The 16,857-nt window shown below is 70.2% G+C and carries 16 protein-coding genes and 1 pseudogene; 10 read left to right on the top strand and 7 right to left on the bottom strand.

Going from position 1 to position 16,857, the window contains the following annotated elements; all coding sequences use genetic code 11:
• Positions 1-107: 107 nt before the first annotated feature.
• On the top strand, positions 108-662 hold the full coding sequence (locus ACIBEF_RS21115; RefSeq protein ID WP_366610008.1) for a hypothetical protein: 555 nt from the start codon (positions 108-110) through the stop codon (positions 660-662).
• Here the strand turns inward: ACIBEF_RS21115 and ACIBEF_RS21110 are convergent.
• A complete protein-coding gene (locus tag ACIBEF_RS21110; protein ID WP_396794904.1) occupies positions 647-1,135 on the bottom strand; it encodes a MarR family winged helix-turn-helix transcriptional regulator in 489 nt (162 codons plus the stop codon). The genes ACIBEF_RS21115 and ACIBEF_RS21110 overlap by 16 nt on opposite strands.
• 125 nt (positions 1,136-1,260) lie before the next feature.
• On the opposite strand from ACIBEF_RS21110, the gene ACIBEF_RS21105 reads away from it, so the two are divergent.
• Entirely contained in the window at positions 1,261-1,488 is a 228-nt protein-coding gene (locus ACIBEF_RS21105) for a hypothetical protein (RefSeq protein ID WP_357204834.1), read from the top strand.
• 10 nt (positions 1,489-1,498) lie between these two features.
• Here the strand turns inward: ACIBEF_RS21105 and ACIBEF_RS21100 are convergent, their stop codons facing one another.
• From ACIBEF_RS21100 to dnaA, 5 genes are all read right to left on the bottom strand, one after another.
• Complete coding sequence (locus tag ACIBEF_RS21100) at positions 1,499-2,110, bottom strand: DUF721 domain-containing protein (RefSeq protein WP_396794903.1); 612 nt, start codon at positions 2,108-2,110, stop codon at positions 1,499-1,501.
• Complete coding sequence (gene recF, locus ACIBEF_RS21095; RefSeq protein WP_112583934.1) at positions 2,100-3,233, bottom strand: DNA replication/repair protein RecF; 1,134 nt, start codon at positions 3,231-3,233, stop codon at positions 2,100-2,102. The genes ACIBEF_RS21100 and recF overlap by 11 nt, the downstream gene beginning before the upstream one ends.
• A gap of 16 nt (positions 3,234-3,249) precedes the next feature.
• The gene (gene gnd / locus ACIBEF_RS21090; RefSeq protein WP_396794902.1) at positions 3,250-4,122 is read right to left on the bottom strand and encodes a phosphogluconate dehydrogenase (NAD(+)-dependent, decarboxylating); all 873 of its coding nucleotides are present in this window, start codon (positions 4,120-4,122) and stop codon (positions 3,250-3,252) included.
• A 40-nt stretch (positions 4,123-4,162) separates the two neighbouring features.
• Entirely contained in the window at positions 4,163-5,296 is a 1,134-nt protein-coding gene (gene dnaN, locus ACIBEF_RS21085; RefSeq protein WP_210782097.1) for a DNA polymerase III subunit beta, read from the bottom strand.
• A 778-nt stretch (positions 5,297-6,074) separates the two neighbouring features.
• The gene (gene dnaA / locus ACIBEF_RS21080; protein ID WP_396794977.1) at positions 6,075-7,904 is read right to left on the bottom strand and encodes a chromosomal replication initiator protein DnaA; all 1,830 of its coding nucleotides are present in this window, start codon (positions 7,902-7,904) and stop codon (positions 6,075-6,077) included.
• A 626-nt stretch (positions 7,905-8,530) separates the two neighbouring features.
• On the opposite strand from dnaA, the gene rpmH reads away from it, so the two are divergent.
• The 8 genes and pseudogenes from rpmH to ACIBEF_RS21040 form a co-directional block, all read left to right on the top strand.
• Complete coding sequence (gene rpmH, locus ACIBEF_RS21075; protein WP_007453904.1) at positions 8,531-8,668, top strand: 50S ribosomal protein L34; 138 nt, start codon at positions 8,531-8,533, stop codon at positions 8,666-8,668.
• A gap of 34 nt (positions 8,669-8,702) precedes the next feature.
• The gene (rnpA, locus tag ACIBEF_RS21070) at positions 8,703-9,119 is read left to right on the top strand and encodes a ribonuclease P protein component (protein ID WP_396794901.1); all 417 of its coding nucleotides are present in this window, start codon (positions 8,703-8,705) and stop codon (positions 9,117-9,119) included.
• Positions 9,116-9,412 carry a membrane protein insertion efficiency factor YidD gene (yidD, locus tag ACIBEF_RS21065; protein WP_355004553.1) on the top strand — a complete coding sequence of 99 codons (297 nt, stop codon included), beginning with the start codon at positions 9,116-9,118 and terminating at the stop codon, positions 9,410-9,412. Before rnpA ends, yidD begins: the two co-directional genes overlap by 4 nt.
• Before the next feature lie 2 nt (positions 9,413-9,414).
• Positions 9,415-10,404: a membrane protein insertase YidC gene (gene yidC / locus ACIBEF_RS21060; protein WP_396794976.1), complete on the top strand. Its 990-nt coding sequence runs from the start codon at positions 9,415-9,417 to the stop codon at positions 10,402-10,404.
• A 212-nt stretch (positions 10,405-10,616) separates the two neighbouring features.
• Positions 10,617-11,234, top strand: a complete 618-nt coding sequence (locus tag ACIBEF_RS21055; RefSeq protein ID WP_396794900.1) for a protein jag — start codon at positions 10,617-10,619, stop codon at positions 11,232-11,234.
• A 148-nt stretch (positions 11,235-11,382) separates the two neighbouring features.
• Positions 11,383-12,093 (top strand): 16S rRNA (guanine(527)-N(7))-methyltransferase RsmG, encoded by a 711-nt coding sequence (gene rsmG, locus ACIBEF_RS21050; protein ID WP_396794975.1) that lies wholly within the window; start codon positions 11,383-11,385, stop codon positions 12,091-12,093.
• Positions 12,094-12,703: 610 nt separating this feature from the next.
• Positions 12,704-13,675 (top strand): ParA family protein, encoded by a 972-nt coding sequence (locus ACIBEF_RS21045; protein WP_258395651.1) that lies wholly within the window; start codon positions 12,704-12,706, stop codon positions 13,673-13,675.
• Positions 13,676-13,882: 207 nt separating this feature from the next.
• A pseudogene (locus ACIBEF_RS21040) lies at positions 13,883-14,716 on the top strand (ParB/RepB/Spo0J family partition protein); the annotation flags it as partial.
• Between the two features lie 653 nt (positions 14,717-15,369).
• On the opposite strand, the gene ACIBEF_RS21035 reads toward ACIBEF_RS21040, so the two are convergent.
• The gene (locus tag ACIBEF_RS21035; RefSeq protein WP_396794974.1) at positions 15,370-16,542 is read right to left on the bottom strand and encodes an IS30 family transposase; all 1,173 of its coding nucleotides are present in this window, start codon (positions 16,540-16,542) and stop codon (positions 15,370-15,372) included.
• Positions 16,543-16,857 lie beyond the last annotated feature (315 nt).

Here is a 16,857-nt window from a genome sequence, read left to right as displayed (position 1 = left end):
TCGGTGCCGTACGTTTGCGGCGCCCCGGAACCGGCCTTGATCTTTACCGGTTGGAACCGGGACGATCGACCCGATCGACCCGACACGTGCTCTTTAAGAGGTGACAGATGGGGCTGGACAACGTCGCGGTGCACTGGCCGCGGACCGGCCGCTTCTACGATCCGGTCGCGCCGGCCGAGTTCGTCGACTTCGGCGAGATCGTCGACCTGCCGCGCATCTCCGCGCCGACCGCGGCCCTGGCCGAGCTGATCGCGAAGACCGGCACCATCCGGGCGACCGCGTACACCGAGTTGGTGGATCTGCTTCTCGGCCTCGAAGGTGTGTTGTACGCCACAGACGCCGCCGCCGAGGACGAGGACCCGGTGATCGACCCGGACGGCTGCTCCTGGATCGCGGGCGGCATCGAACGGTTCGTGGCCGCGCACCGTCCGACCGGCGAGGCGGTCACCTTCGAGTCGGTGAGCACCGTGTTGCGCTCACTGCTCGGCGACGGTCGGTTGGCCGAGCAGCAGCTGCGCTGGCTGGAGAGCCGGCTCGACGCGTTGCGCGACGAAAGCGGTGACCCGCCGCAGTGGAACTTCACCTGCGCCGAGCTGGGCGTGCTGGCGGCGTTCTACCGGCGCTGCGCCGAGCGCGGGTTCGCCGTCTACGCCGACGCCTGAGCCGCCGCGTCAGTCTGCGAGGCGGCCGGCCGGTTGGCTGCCGAGATCACCTGCGTGAGCACGGCGTGCAGATGGTGCAGGTCCTCGACGGGCAGCCCGAGCCGCTGCACGATCGCGGCCGGGATGAGCTCGGCCTGACTCCGCAGCGCGGCACCGCTGGCGGTGAGGGTGACGGCGAGGCTGCGCTCGTCGCTCGGGTCGCGTTCCCGGCGCAGGTAGCCGGCCGCCTCCAGCCGCTTGAGCAGGGGTGACAGCGTGCCCGGGTCGAGCTGGAGCAGGCGACTGAGGTCACGACCGGACAATGGCGCGTGCTGCCAGAGCGCCAACATCACCAGGTACTGCGGATGGGTCAGCCCCATCGGCTCCAGCAGCGGCCGATAGACGGCCACCACGCTGCGCGCGGCGACCGAGAGGGCGAAGCAGACCTGCTGCTCCAGGGCCAGCGGGTCGACGCCGCCAGGTCGTTCGCTCATCGGTTGCCCTCCCTGCGCACGGTGACTATCATACCGATCATTGGTACACCAATCATTGGTGCCCCAAAGGTCTGCTCGCGCGACGGGCGAGCACCGGCGAGGCGACGCGCGGAAGAGGGCGGCAGATGAGCGAGGACGGCGCGGTCACCAGGACCCCGGGCGAGGGCGGCCGACTGATGCGGTGGGCCTTCCGGCACCTCGCCGGACCAGCCGAGGGTGTGCAGGGCGCGGTGCAGGGCGGCTCGGCCGAGGCCCGCGAAGCGTGGAAACGTGACCTGGCCGAGCGCAAGCGCTTCACCCGGGAACAGCGGGAACGCAAGCGGGCAGCACGCGAGGCCGACCGGCGAGGCTGACCGGCGCAGCTCAGCCGTAGGTGTCGCGCGGACCCCGGCCGCGTACCCGGCGCGGCCCCTTCCCCCACGAGGGCGCGGCCGGGCCGTGAATGTGCAGCTTGCGCACCACGTTGTGCCCGACCTCGCTGGCGATCTGCTTGAGCAGCGAGCCGGCGAGCAGCCGCAGCTGGGTGGCCCAGGCGGTCGAACGCGCCTCCACCGTCAGCTCGCCGTTCTCCAACTTCACCGGGCGACTGTTCTGCGCGACCTCCGCGCCGACGACCCGCTCCCAGGCGCCGAACACGGTGGCCTCGGCGGCCGGCTGCTGCCAGCCACGCGCCTTCACCAACCGGTTGAGCACGGCGCTGAGCGGCTGCGGATCGCGCGGGTCGGGCCCGGGGCCGGAGTAGCCGCGCAACCGCCGCCCCGAGCCGCCGGCAGCGTCGCCGCCGCCGGGGGTACGCCGGGCGCGGGCCGCCGCCTGCCGTCGGGACAGCGCCGCGTCGAGCACCGCCCGGGCCAGCTCCGGCCCGCTGGCGGCCGCCGCCGGCTCACCGCCCGCCGATCCCTGCGCCGCCGTCGGGGTACGCGCAGCAGGGCCGTCGCCGGCCGCTGGTCCTTTGCTGCCTGACTCATCCGACACGGCGTACCGTCCCTTCGCCGACCTGGTAGCGGGTGCCGCGCAGGGCGGCCGGCACGTCGTCGTCCACGGCGCAGGTGACCAGCAGCTGACTCGCCCCGCCGACCAGCTCCGCCAACCGCTCCCGGCGGCCGGTGTCCAACTCCGCGAAGACATCGTCGAGCACCAGCACCGGCTCGATGCCGTCGGCGCGCAACAGGTCGTACCCGGCCAGCCGCAACGCGAGGGCGAACGACCACGACTCGCCGTGGCTGGCGTACCCCTTGGCGGGCAGTGGGCCGAGACTCAGCGCCAACTCGTCGCGGTGTGGGCCGACCAGGGTGGTGCCCCGCTCAATCTCGGCGGAGCGGGACGCGGCCAGGGCCGCCGTCAGCGCCTCGGCCAGCGCGGCCCGATCGGTGGTCGGCTCGGCCAGCTCGATCGAGGGCCGGTAGGTGATGCTCGCCGCACCCCGACCGGCGGCCACCGCGTCGTACGCCTTGGCCACGTGCGGGGTGAGCGCCGCCACCAGCTCCAGGCGGCCGGCGAGCAGCTCCGCCCCGTGCTGGGCCAGGTGGGTGTCCCAGACCGCGAGGGTGCCGAGATCACCACCGCGGGAGCCACCGGTCTTGCGGGCCAGGTACGCCGTGCGCAGCAGGGCGTTGCGCTGCTTGACGACCCGCTCGTAGTCGGCCCGCACGCCCGCGAACCGGGGCTGCCGGTTGACCAGCAGGTCGTCCAGGTAGCGGCGGCGCTCAGCCGGATCGCCCCGGACCAGCTCAAGATCTTCCGGGGCGAAGAGCACCAGCCGGAGCGCACCGAGCACGTCCCGTGCCCGCCGCGCCGGTGACCGGCCCAGTCGCGCCCGGTTGGCCTTGCCGGGCACGATCTCCAGCTCGACCAGGAGTTCGCGGCCGTCGTGCACCACAGCGCAACGGATCACCGCGGACGTGGCGCCCATCCGGACCAGAGGCGCGTCGGTGGCGACCCGGTGCGAGTCCAGGGTCGCCACGTAGCCCAGCGCCTCGACGAGGTTGGTCTTGCCGACGCCGTTGGCCCCGATCAGGACGTTCGCTCCCGGCTGGAGGTCGACGGCCACCCGCTCGTACGAGCGGAAGTCGACCAGTTCCAGCCGGTGAACGTACACAGGTTGTGGACGCCGCTCAGCGCTTATGGACGGCGTGGCCACCGAACTGCTGACGCAGCGCGGAGACGGCCTTCATGGCGGGTGAGTCGTCCTGCCGCGAGGCGAACCGGGCGAAGAGCGAAGCGGTGATGACGTTCAGCGGCACCGCCAGCCTGACGGCCTCGTCGACGGTCCACCGGCCCTCGCCGGTGTCCTCCGTGTAGCCACTCAGATCGGCCAGCTCCGGATCCTCGTCGAGTGCCCGGTCGAGCAGGTCGAGCAGCCAGGAACGGACGACGGTGCCCTCCCGCCAGGACTTGATGACGCCCGGCACGTTGGTCACCAGCTCCGAGGCGGCCATCAGCTCGTAGCCCTCGGCGTAGGCGTGCATCAGGCCGTACTCGATGCCGTTGTGCACCATCTTCGAGTAGTGCCCGGCACCGACGGGGCCGGCGTGTACGAAGCCGAACTCACCCTCCGGCTTGAGCGCGTTGAAGATCGGCATCAGGCGGTCCACGTGCTCCTGGGCACCGCCGACCATCAGCCCGTAGCCGTTCTGCCGGCCCCAGACACCGCCGGAGACCCCGACGTCCATGTAGCCGATGCCCCGCTGGTGGAGTCGCTCCGCGCGGGGCGCGTCGTCACTGAAGCGCGAGTTGCCGCCGTCGATGATGATGTCGCCCTCGTCGAGCACCTCGGCGAGCTCGTCGATGGTGGCGTCGGTGACACCGGCGGGCACCATGACCCAGACCGCGCGCGGCGACTCAAGCTTCTCTGCGAGGCCCGCGATGGTCGTGACGTCGCTGATCTGCGCGTTGTGGTCGAAGCCGACCACTTCGTGCCCGGCCGAACGCAACCGCTCCCGCATGTTGCCGCCCATACGGCCGAGTCCTACCAGGCCGAGCTGCATGTGTTTCTACCTCCGTGGATCTGGGTGTTGCTGGGCGCGATCAGCGCGAGACGCGGATCGGCATGATGAGGTACCGGTACCCCGGAATGACCTCGCCATCCTCGCCAGCGGGAGAGATCACCGCGGGTTTGAAGGCGTCGACGAACGAGAGCACGGCCGTCTGAGCGCCCAGGTTTGCCAGACCGTCGATGAGGTACTGCGGGTTGAAGCCGATGGTCAGCGGTTCACCGGTGAAGGTCGCCTCCATCGCCTCGCTGGCCCGTGCCTCCTCGGAACCGCCGGCCTCGACCACCAGGCCGTCGGCGCTGAAGCTGAGCAGCACCGGGGTGGTCCGTTCGGCGACCAGCGCGACCCGCTTGACCACCTCGATCAGCGTGCTGACCGGCACCCGCGCCGCGGCGTTGTGGGTGGCCGGGAAGAGGGACCGCACCGGCGGGTAGTTGGCGCCGTCGAGCAGCCGGCTGGTGGTACGTCGGGTGCCGCCGGCGAGCCCGACCATGCCCTCGCCCGCAGCGCCCTGGGCGAGGGCGAGGGTGACCTCGCCGCCCAGCGGGCCGAGGGCCTTGGCGGTGTCGTTCAGGGTGCGGGCGGGCACCAGGGCGTTGATGCTCACCTCTGGGTCGTCCGGCCGCCACTGGATCTCGCGCAGTGCCAACCGGTAACGGTCGGTGGCGAGCATCGACAGGGTGTCGCCGGACAACTCCACGCGGACGCCGGTCATCATCGGCAGCGTCTCGTCACGACCGGCGGCGATGGCCACCTGGGCCACCGCGGTGGCGAACGCCGCGGCGTCGACAGTGCCGGCGCTCTGCGGCATCTCGGGCAGCGCGGGGTAGTCCTCCACCGGCATGGTGGGCAGCGTGAACCGGGCGCTGCCACAGACCAACTCGAGATGCGCGCCGACCGCGGCGATGTCGACCGGCTTGGCCGGCAACGCCTTGGTGATCTCGGCGAGCAGGCGGCCGGAGACGAGCGCGGCACCGTCGGCGTCGCCCTGCACCTCGACGGTCACCTGGCTGGAGACCTCGTAGTCGAACCCGGAGACCCGCAGGTTGCCGTCGGTGACGCGGAGCATCACCCCGGCGAGCACCGGTACGGATGGCCGGTTGGGCAGGCTCTTCGCGGTCCACGCCACAGCCTCGGCGAGCGCGTCGCGCTCCACTCGGAACTTCATCAATGCCTCCGCGTCGACGTCAGCGACAACTCTCTCATGCCGACCGCTGCCTACCGTCCCGCCCGACCGTGCGGGTACCCATCGCACCTTAGGGCGCGGGGACATCGGCTGTGCGCCCGACCCCATGGATCGTGTCGATGCTGACCGGCTGAATCCGACAGCGTTCGGCCCGATCCACAGAAAGCCCAACGGTGATGATTGGTTTTTGTTCTCTTAGAAGAGATAACTCATCGTCTTCATCGCACCTGTGCAAACTGTGGAAAACCGAGGTCTGCGCAGGTCAGACAGGTTATCCACCGGTGATTTAGCTGTGGAGAACCCCGGGTACAACCGGCTTGTGTGTCCACAGCCCGGCGACGACGGCCGGTTGTCCACCGTTGTCCACCGGTTGTCCACCGGTAATCCACCGACTTTCTCCCCAAGCCTGTGGATCGCGGGGAAGATCACCATTGCCGTCATCCCCAGAACCTTCAACAGCTCGTACACAGGTCGATGATGATCGGTGGATAACCTGACCGTCGTCCCCAGGCGTCCACAGCCTCGTACACAGGGTTTCTCCACAGCCTGTGGGTAACTGGCGAGGGACGGTCCGTAGTTATCCACCGACGGTGGATAACGAGCTGTGGACAACGAGTGGGGATCGAGGCGGTCACGGCCTCAATGCTGTGGTCTGCACCATGTCGAGAGTCCAGCTGACTGACCCAAAAAGAACGCCCGACCGGATCCCCGGTCGGGCGTGTCCTGCGGCTGTGGGCCGCCGTGCGGGCGGTCGTACGCCTCAGCTGTTCTGTTTGATGCGGTTGGTCAGCTCGGCGATTTGGTTGTAGAGCGAGCGGCGCTCCGCCATCTGCTGCCGAATCTTCCGGTCGGCGTGCATCACAGTGGTGTGGTCCCGACCGCCGAACGCCTGCCCGATCCGGGGCAGCGACAGCTCGGTCAACTCTCGACACAGGTACATGGCCACCTGGCGGGCGTTGACCAGCACCCGGGACCTGGACTGGCCGCGCAGATCCTCCAGGCTCACCCCGAAGTAGTCAGCGGTCGAGGCCATGATCTGGTCAGCGTTGATCTCCGGACCGGCGCCGTCGGGCATGAAGTCCCGAAGCACCTCCTCGGCCAGCGACAGCTCGACGGTCGACCGGGTCAGGCTGGCGAACGCGGTCACCCGGATCAGGGCGCCCTCCAGCTCCCGGATCGAGTTCGACACCCGGGAGGCGATGAACTCCAACACGTCCGGCGGGGCGTACATCCGCTCCTGCGCCGCCTTCTTCTGCAGGATCGCGATCCGGGTCTCCAGATCCGGCGGCTGGATGTCGGCCAGCAGCCCCCACTCGAACCGGGTTCGCATCCGGTCCTCGAGGGTCGCGAGCTGACGCGGCGACCGGTCAGAGGTGATCACGATCTGCTTGTTGGCGTTGTGCAGGGTGTTGAAGGTGTGGAAGAACTCCTCCTGGGTGCGCTCGCGGTTCTCCAGGAACTGGATGTCGTCGATCAACAGGATGTCGACGTCGCGGTAGCGCCGCTGGAACGCGCTGGTCTTGTCGTCCCGGAGCGAGTTGATGAAGTCGTTAGTGAATTCCTCGGTCGACACGTACCGGACCGAGCGGGCGTTGCCGAGCGTCGTGGCGTAGTGCCCGATGGCGTGCAACAGGTGCGTCTTGCCCAACCCGGAGTGCCCGTAGATGAACAGCGGGTTGTACGCCTTGGCCGGCGACTCCGCCACCGCCACGCTCGCCGCGTGGGCGAAGCGGTTGGACGAGCCGATGACGAACGTCTCAAACATGTACTTCGGGTTGAGCCGGTTGCCGCCGGTGTCGGCGCCGGGCAACCGGCGGTCGTCCCGGCCACCGGGCCGATGGTCCACCGCGCTGCGACCCGGGCCGCTGTCCGTCCCGCTGTCCCGGGGGAGCGAACGGATCACGTGCTGGTCGCGCGGTGACGCCGAGTCGTCCCGGTAGCGGGGATCGTAGGGCCGGGTGTCGGGGCCGGACGGGTCCAGGCGGGCGGCCTGCTCGTCGTAACCGCGCCGGTCCGGACCCGGCCGGGAGGGCCGCAGGGGCTCCGCGAAGGCGGCGCTGAACAGCGCCTCCTGCCCGTCCCTGCTGGCGGGAATCAACCCCGCGCGATGCCCCTCCACCGGGGGCGCGAGCGGCGGACCCGCCGGCGCGGGCAGCGGACCCGGATCGGGGTTGCGCGGCGCTGGCGACTGCTCAGGGATCATCGCGTCGGCCGACGGTCTAGTGCCCTGGTCGTCGTCGAACGGCGCGACACCCGGGCCGTCGATGTCGAGCTGCCCGGTCTCCGGGGCGCTGCGGTAGACGGTGCCGGCCGGTCGGCCGGTGGCGTCCTCGGCCACCCGGACGGTGACCGCGACCTGGATCGGTCGGCCGAGCCGGCGGGTGAGCGCCTCGGTGATCGCCGGGCGCAGCCGTGACTCGATCACGTCGCGGGTGAACGCGTCCGGAACGGAGAGCAGTGCGGTGTCCTCGACGATCGCTCGCAGCCGGGTCAGTCGGAGATAGGCACGCTGCTGGGCGGAGATGATCTCGTCGGCGAGCTCGTCGGTCGCCGCTAACCACACCGCGGCAAGGTCGGTCGTACCGGCCACCGTCGTGCCACCCCCTCGCTTCTGCTCCCGGCCGCCGCTGTCTGCCAGCCGGCCGTCCCGGGCCCGCCGCGTTCGCGGGTGGAACAACACCCACCCGGACGGTCGACCGGTGGTCATCCACAAGTTATCCACAGCCTGTGTACCGACCGATTGTGGCCGCCGCCGGACGCGGGTGGGACCTGCCCCTGCCTGAACGGGCACTGAAGCGGGTTCACCGTGCCGAACGATTCACTGCCATGTCCGGTCTTGCCTGCGCGACGACCGGAGCTTCCGACGCTCACCGCAATCGGGCACGGTAACAGCGTTGTCCCTGCGCCATCAACCGGCGACGCGGCGACGGCCTTGTCGGCATCAGTGAAAACCGCCCTTCGGCCTCGGGCGCGTCCCGTTGTCCCCCTGCTCGGGGTGTTTGACGGTCATTGCACCCCTGCGTAGGCTGGAATGGCTGCTTTCTCGCCCTCTGCTAGGGTGATGGGTGCTTGCTGTCCGCGGTCGCATCCCCGCATCGCCGAGGTCCCGCTCCGCCGGACAGCACCGATCGTGGGCCACCGTCGAGGTGGCCTGGACCACCACACGACCCCGGCGATCCCGTCGCGCGGGGCGCGTACGAAAACGGAGAGCCTGACGTGAGCAAGCGCACCTACCAGCCGAACAACCGCCGGCGCGCGAAGACCCACGGCTTCCGGCTGCGCATGCGCACCCGTGCCGGCCGTGCCATCCTGTCGAGCCGTCGCGCCAAGGGTCGCACCACCCTGTCGGCCTGAGCCGACCGGGCCGGTCCAGGGGACGTGGGCAGTCGTGCTGGCCGCCGCACAGCGACTGCGGCGCAGCACTGACTTCGCCGCAGCGGTTCGCGGTGGCCGACGCGCCGGACGTGGTGCCGTCGTGGTCCACCTGAGCGTGCCGGTGACCGTCGACCCCAGCACACCGACCTTGCCGGAGCCGGTACGGGACAACAGTGCGGAGCAGTCGTCCGTGCCGTCCCGTGCCGGCTTCGTCGTGTCCAAGGCGGTCGGCAACGCGGTGACCCGTAACCGCGTCCGGCGCCGACTGCGGGCGCTGGTCCGGGAACGGCTGACCGACCTGCCCGCCGGCAGCACCCTTGTCGTCCGGGCACTCCCCACCGCCGCGCAGGCGTCGTACCCTCGGCTCGCCACCGACCTGGACGCCGCCATCGCGGTCGCCCGGTCGCCGCGCGAACGGCGGTCCCGATGAGCGGCACCGAGCAGAGCAGCCCACGGCCGTCGACAACCGGTGCCAAGGTGCTGATCGCGCCCATCATCGCGTACCGTCGGTGGATAAGTCCGGCACTGCCGGCTCGCTGTCGGTTCTACCCGTCGTGCAGTGCGTACGCCCAGGAGGCGGTCGTTCGGCACGGCGCGCTCCGGGGAGCCGTGCTGGCGGCCCGGCGGTTGTTGCGCTGCCACCCCTTTCACCCTGGTGGACATGACCCGGTGCCGGAGCCGGGCGGCCGCCGCCGTGCTGATGTGACTGGAGCCCCGAATTGAGTCTGAGTCTCGACTGGATCTACTACGCGATTTCGTGGATCCTGCTGACCTGGCACTCTGCCTGGGACGCCATCGGGGTGCCCGTCGGAGCGGTGATCGGCACCAACTTCGCCTGGATCCTGGCCATCATCTTCCTGGTGGTCACCGTCCGGGTGATCCTGTTCCCGGTCTTCGTCAAGCAGATCAAGTCCCAGCGGGCGATGCAGGCGCTCCAACCCAAGGTCAAGGAGCTTCAGGAGAAGCACAAGGGTGACCGGGAGACGCTCCAGAAAGAAATGATGGAGCTCTACAAGAAGGAGAAGGCCAACCCGCTGATGGGTTGCCTTCCGATGTTCCTTCAGATCCCGGTCTTCCTGGGCCTCTTCCACGTGCTGCGCCGGCTCGACCCGGACAAGCAGAACATGACCCTCTACGGCTGGACCGCCGACCAGTTCCAGAGCGCCTCGCAGGCGAAGCTCTTCACCGCCCCGATCGCCGGCAAGTTCGGCTCGACGGCCGACGAACTGGCCAGCCTCGGCGCCAACGGCAGCACCGTGAAGATCATTGCTGGTGTCCTGGTCCTGGTCATGATCGCCACCACCTACCTGACCAGCCGTCAGATGATCCTCAAGACCGGCTGGGCCGAGGACCCGCAGCAGCGGATGATCCAGCGCCTGATGCTCTACGGCATCCCCGCGTCGCTGCTGATCTCCGGTGCGATCTTCCCGATCGGCGTCATCATCTACTGGGTCACCAACAACCTCTTCACCCTGGGCCAGCAGCAGTGGGTGCTGCGGAAGTTCCCGCCGCCGGTGACCGCCAAGAAGGCCGTCGCGCCCGCCGCCAGCCGTAACCCGGTGCAGCCCGCCAAGTCCGGTGGCCTGTTCGGCCGCGGAAAGGCCACCCCGCCGGCCCCGGTCAAGGCGACCGCGCCCAAGGTTGCCGGGCCGAAGCCGGGCGCCAAGCCGGTGAACAACCCGAAGAAGAGCCGCCCCGCCAAGCGGCAGGGCTGACCAACTAGGGCCGTCGCCGGCGATCCGGCGGCGGCCCGTTCCGCACCGCGCAGCCGCCGTACGGCCGGCGCCGGGCGGAACCGACCGCGCACCGCGCGGCCACGGGCGACACTGCCCGTACAGACGTGCCTGTGGGCACCGGCAACCTCCAGCCGGCCCCGGGAAACCAGTCGGACCCGACGGTCCGGCCGAGCGAGTACGGAGATGAGACCGTGACCGAGACCAGCATCCCCCGCGCCGAGCAGTCAGTGGACGAGGAGGAGACCGCCACGATCGCGGTGGACGGTGACGACACCGAAGCCGACGACACCGAGGCGGACGACGACACCGACACCGCCGCCGGCACCCGGGTGAAGAAGGCTGCGGGCGAGGGCGACCTGTTCCGGCAGAGCGAGATCGCCGCCGACTACGTCGAGGGCCTGCTCGACATCCTCGACTACGACGGCGACATCGACGAGCTGGTCGCCGCCGGCCGTCCGATGGTCGAGGTGGTCGGCGAGCGGCTGCAGAATCTGGTCGGTCAGCGCGGCGCCACCCTGGAGGCGCTCCAGGAACTGACCCGCCTTGCCGTCTTCCGGCAGACCGGTACGCCGAGCCGTCTGCTGCTCGACGTCGGTGGCTACCGGGCGAACCGCCGTAAGGAACTCGCCGCGGTCGCCAAGAACGCCGTCGAGAAGGTCAAGGAGTACGGCGAGCCGGTCCGCCTGGAGGCGATGTCCGCGTTCGAGCGCAAGTGCGTGCACGACGTCGTCAACGCGATGTCCGGCGTGGCGAGCGAGTCCGAGGGTGTGGAGCCGAACCGGCGCATCGTCGTACGGCCCGCGGACTGACCGGGTGACCCACGACGACAACACGGCCGATGCCGTGTCCGGCCCGGGCGGCGTGCCGCCCGGGCCGTCCGCTGTCCGCCCCGCCGCAGGCGACGCCGATGCCGATTCGGCAGGGCACGACGCCGCCCCGTCCCCGGCCGACGCGGCGTTGCCGCCCGAGCTGGCTTCGGCCGCGCTGACGCTCTTCGGTGACCGTCTCGACCTGGCCGCCGCGTACGCCGAACTGCTGGCCACCGACGGCGTGGTCCGCGGCCTGATCGGTCCCCGGGAGGCACCCCGGATCTGGGACCGGCACCTGCTCAACTGCGCCGCAGTCGCGGAGCGGATCCCGTCCGGCGCGACGGTGCTCGACGTCGGCTCCGGCGCCGGTCTGCCGGGTCTCGTCCTGGCCATCGCCCGCCCCGACCTCACTGTCACCCTGATCGAGCCGCTGGCCCGGCGGACGTCGTTCCTGATCGAGGTCGTCGAGCGACTCGGGCTGGCCAAGTCGGTGCGGGTGTTCCGCGGTCGGGCCGACGAGGCGGCCAGCGGGTCGAGCGGCCGGGAGCCGATCAGCGGAGACGTGGTGACCGCGCGCGCGGTCGCGCCCCTGGATCGGCTCGCGGGTTGGAGCCTTCCCCTGGCGGTTCGCGGTGGTCGGCTGCTGGCGCTCAAGGGCTCGTCCGCCGCCACCGAGATCGAGGAGCACGCCGAGGTGGTGGCGCGACTCGGCGGCGGGGAGCCGGCCGTGCAGCTCTGCGGCGTCGGGGTGATCGATCCGCCCACCACTGTCGTGGAGATCGTGCGTGAGCGGATGGTCGGCCCGGCCCGCCCGGCGGCCGGGAAGCGCGCCCGGGGCGGACGCTCCCGCCGAGGTTGACACTTCGCGCCATCGGGCTTCCGGCCGGTGGGTTGCCTCGTTGTACCGGTACGGATGGACGAGGGGATGAGAACCCGACGTGGACCGGCCGCGCCCGTCCGCCGTAGGCTGACCGCGCGTCGATAGTGTGGAGCGGGTGACGGACGTCGCGGGTCTCCGACCGCTCCCGCGGGCCGTACGCCCCGGGTTGCGGGCGAGGAGGCGGCCAAGTTGACCGGGGCGCGGACCGACCATCCGAAGCGGGCAGGGATGACAGGTGCATGACGACGGCAGGTACGACGATCCACGCGTGACCGGGTCGACCAACGATCCCGTTTCACGTGAAACCGACTACCCGAGCTGGTCGCCCGGCGGGACCGGGCCATCTACCCGACCTACCGACGGCGATCCGCCGGCCGCGCTCGACCCGCCCTCGGGTGCCGGGCGGCCGGAGGGCTCGACCATTCCAGAGCCGGCGAGTGGTCGCCGGACGCCGGAGGCGTCGAGTCGACCCGTCAACGCCGCCGAGGTGCGGTCGACCTCAGGTCGCCGCAACACCGCCGCAGCGGTTCGCTTCGAGCCGGCCGTCCCACACCAACCCACTGCGGCGGCCGTTCGGGACGCCGGGCCGATGGTCGCCGACGCACCGGTCGCTTCGACCGAGTCGTTGGCCGCCGTGGCGGCCGACCCCACGTACGTTTCACGTGAAACCCCGACGCGCGAAGAGGATGACCCACCGTTGGCTATGGAGGCGATGCGCGCCGTGCAGATCCTGAATCCCAGTGGCGAGGTGACAATGCCTCGGCCGGACCGGACCCGGGTCATGTGCGTCGCCAACCAGAAGGGTGGCGTGGGTAAGACCACCACCACCGTCAACCTTGCGGTGGCGCTCGCCCTGCACGGCAACCGGGTGCTCGTGGTCGACCTCGACCCGCAGGGCAACGCCTCGACCGGGCTCAACGTCCCACACCACACCGGAATCCCCGACGTGTACGACTGCCTGATCAACAGCGTGCCGCTGGCCGAGGTGGCTCAGGCGGTCGAGGGCATCCCCAACCTCTGGTGCGTACCCGCGACCATCGACCTGGCGGGCGCGGAGATCGAGCTGGTGTCGGTGGTGGCCCGGGAGTCGCGTCTGGACCGGGCGATCGCCGCCTACCCGGGCGAGTTCGACTACGTGTTCATCGACTGCCCGCCCTCGCTCGGCCTGCTCACGGTCAACGCGTTGGTCGCCGCGCAGGAGGTGCTCATCCCGATCCAGTGCGAGTACTACGCCCTGGAGGGGCTCAACCAGCTGATCAACAACATCAACCTGGTACGCCAGCACCTCAACCCGAAGCTCGATGTCTCCACCATCCTGCTGACCATGTACGACCGGCGCACCCGGTTGGCCGACGCCGTCGAGCAGGACGTCCGGAACCACTTCGGCGACAAGGTTCTCCAGGCGGTCATCCCCCGCAACGTCCGGGTCTCCGAGGCACCGAGCTACGGCCAGTCGGTGATGACCTACGATCCCGGTTCGCGGGGCGCCACGAGTTACTTCGAGGCCGCCCAGGAGATCGCCGAGCGGGGCGTCAAGGAGCCGGTGGGCCGGAATGCGTAGTGCGGACGAGTCGCTGGGAGGCGTCGCATGAAGAACCGTCCTCGGGGCGGTCTGGGTAGGGGCCTGGGGGCGCTGATCCCAACCGGGCCCGCGCCGGGTGCCGCTGGCACCGCGACGGCCGAGCCGGAGAACGAGCACCTGGACGGCGGCACCGACGCCGTCGCCGCTGTGCCCGCCGGCGCGCCGATCCGCGAGCCGGAGCCCGTACTGAGCCCGGTGCCCGGTGCCCGGTTCGCCGAGATCCCGGTCGACGCGATCATGCCCAACCCGAAGCAGCCCCGCCAGGTCTTCGATGAGGAGGCGTTGGAGGAGCTGAAGACCTCGATCCAGGAGGTCGGCTTCCTCCAGCCCATCGTCGTTCGGCAGCTCGACGACGAGAAGTACGAACTGGTGATGGGTGAGCGGCGCTGGCGGGCCGCCCAGGCGGTGGGGCGGGAGAGCATCCCGGCGATTGTCAGGGACACCCGTGACGACGCGATGCTCCGCGACGCCCTGCTGGAGAACATCCACCGGGCCAACCTGAACCCGCTGGAGGAGGCCGCCGCCTACCAGCAACTGCTGGAGGAGTTCGGGGCCACCCATGAGGAGTTGGCCCGCCGGATCGGCCGGAGTCGCCCGCAGATCTCCAACACGATCCGGCTGCTGAACCTGCCCGCACAGGTGCAGCGCCGGGTGGCCGCCGGCATCCTGTCGGCGGGGCACGCCCGCGCCCTGCTGAGCCTCGACGAGGCGGAGGCGCAGGAACAGCTGGCTCTGCGGATCGTGGCCGAAGGGCTGTCGGTTCGGGCGACCGAGGAGATCGTGGCCTTGGCGCTCAACGACGGGCCGGCAAAGGGTCAGGCCGCGAAGCGGCGACCCAAGGCGCACGCGCCGGCCCTGACCGATCTCGCCGATCGGCTGTCCGACCGGTTCGACACCCGCGTGAAGGTGGACATCGGCCGGAGCAAGGGCAAGATCACGATCGAGTTCGCGACGGTGGACGACCTTGAGCGGATCGTCGGAATCATCGGAGTGCAACAGGAGGAGGGCGGGGAGGACTGACCCGCCCGCTCGCCTACGGCCGCGCCACCCCACCGGGAGCGCGGCCGTTCTGCATCTCGGCATCGTCGCGTTTCACGTGAAACAGGGGCGGACCTGATTCCGAGATCGGCATGACCATGGACCCGTCGTCATCCTCGGCTCGCCCTACCAACCAGGGGTCCCGCTTTCACCGCAGGGGAAGTCGACGGGAGCGGGGGCCGGAGGGGCCGGTTGGTCGCGCTAGGCCGGCACGTTCGAAAGCACAATCGGCGAGCGGCGAGGGCGCCGGCAGGCGGTGCGCGCGGCAGCGGGCGGCGGGCCTGGTGCCGCGAGAGACTGTTGGCGAGCGGGCGCAGCGGCGGGCGCGCTGTGATGCGACTGGCGGCGGGGCGCGTGGCTCGCGACTGGGAGCCGCTAGGTGAGTGCGGGCGTTGATGGAACCTCTATACGCCTCGCAGAAGCCTCCGGGAAGGTCCACTCGACCGCAACTGCCCCTAGCGCCGATCAAAGCGTCAGCGAGCCGCTGAGTGGCGCGAAACGACGTCTCCGTGGCTATCCGATAGGTGCCGAGGCGCTCGATCGCGGTCAGGTGTCGGCTCCGCCTGAAAACTGACCCCGTGGTTCCGGGTGGGTTCCAGGGCGGATTCGAGCGGTCGTCGCAACGGTGACGATCATCAGGGTGCCAGAGCGGCGTGGAAGACGTCGGCTGGGGTGCGCCAGCCGAGAGTCTTGCGCGGCCGATTGTTGAGGCGTTGCTCGACGGCGCGAAGATCGGCGGCTGTGTGCTGCGACAGGTCGGTGCGCTTGGGGAAGTACTGACGCAGCAGCCCGTTCGTGTTCTCGTTCGTGCCGCGCTGCCATGGCCGGCCGGGATGGGCGAAGAACACCCCGTCGCGTAGTAGGGGTGCGATCTGCTGGTGGTAGGCCATTTCCGCGCCCTGATCCCAGGTCAGGGTGAGGCGCGCCTCTTCGGGAAGGCCCGCGAGCATAGCGAGGAGTCCGTCACGGACTGCTTCGGCGGTGCGGTCGACGGGCAGGTGCACCAGCCGCAGGTAGCGGCTGGTGCGGTCGACCAGGGTGGCGATGGCGGACTGGTTCTGCCGTCCGACGATGAGGTCGCCTTCCCAATCCCCGACGCGGGTGCGATCAAGGGCGGCGGGCGGCCGATGCTCGATCAATAGTGTGGGAGCAATGAAGCGGCAGCGGCGCTGATCGGCGCGACGACGCCGCTTGCGCAGCGGGCGGCCGGTGCGTAGCCGGCGAGTGAGCTGGCGGCTGAGTCCACCACGCCCGCCGCGGTAGAGCGCCTGGTAGATGGTCTCGTGGCAGACGTGCCACGACGGCTGTTCGGGATAGGCCTGTCGCAACCACGCGGCGATTTGCTGCGGACTCCAATCCTCCTCAAGCTTGGCCTGGACAGCAGCGCGCAGACCGGCGTCGGCGAGTAGCCGACCGCCGCGCGGGCGCCGGGCACGCTGCCGCGCCCGCGCGTGCGCCAAGTCGCCGTCGTAGACGCCCTGGTCATGTGGACGCACGTTGCGGCGTAGCTCCCGACTCACCGTCGAGGGCGCCCTGCCCAACTGGTCAGCGATCGCCCTGATCGTCAGGCCCTGCCGGCGCAGGGTGGCGATCCGTTGCCGCTCCAACAGCGACAGATACCGGCCTGACCGAACTTCCTCCCCCAAACGGGCCGGAGGCACACCACCGTTCTCTGCACGCCACCGGTAGCCGGTCTTGCGACCGATCCCGACGATCCGGCAAGCCTCGAACGTCCCCACGCCTGCCTGCAGCAGCCGCCAATATTCCGTCTCGACCTCGAGCCGGCGTTTGCGTCCTCGTCGTCCCATCAACACGCCTCACATGATCAGCTGTGTTGCGACAAGTACTGGAACCCACCCGGAACAGAGGGGTCAGAGTTCAGCCGGCGTTGACAGTCAGGTCTACCGGAGCAGCCTCGCAGTGACCTTGGCTGGGCCACGAGACCACGAGGCCACGAGGCCACGAGACCGGTGCGCCGCGACACGTCTAGGGCGCGACACTGCAAGGCTGCTGCGGCCCCCTCGTGAACTAGACGAGTAAGTCCGAAGTTGGTTCAGTGGTCGTAGGCGATCAGGGATCTCGTCACGGGCTGGCCGGTGGTCCGGTTGTGCCAGATCGCGGCG

It is taken from the genome of Micromonospora sp. NPDC050795 (genome assembly GCF_044456785.1).
Lineage (GTDB): Bacteria > Actinomycetota > Actinomycetes > Mycobacteriales > Micromonosporaceae > Micromonospora.
Note: the sequence above shows the minus strand (reverse complement) of the source record. Positions and strands in the feature narration are given on the sequence as shown.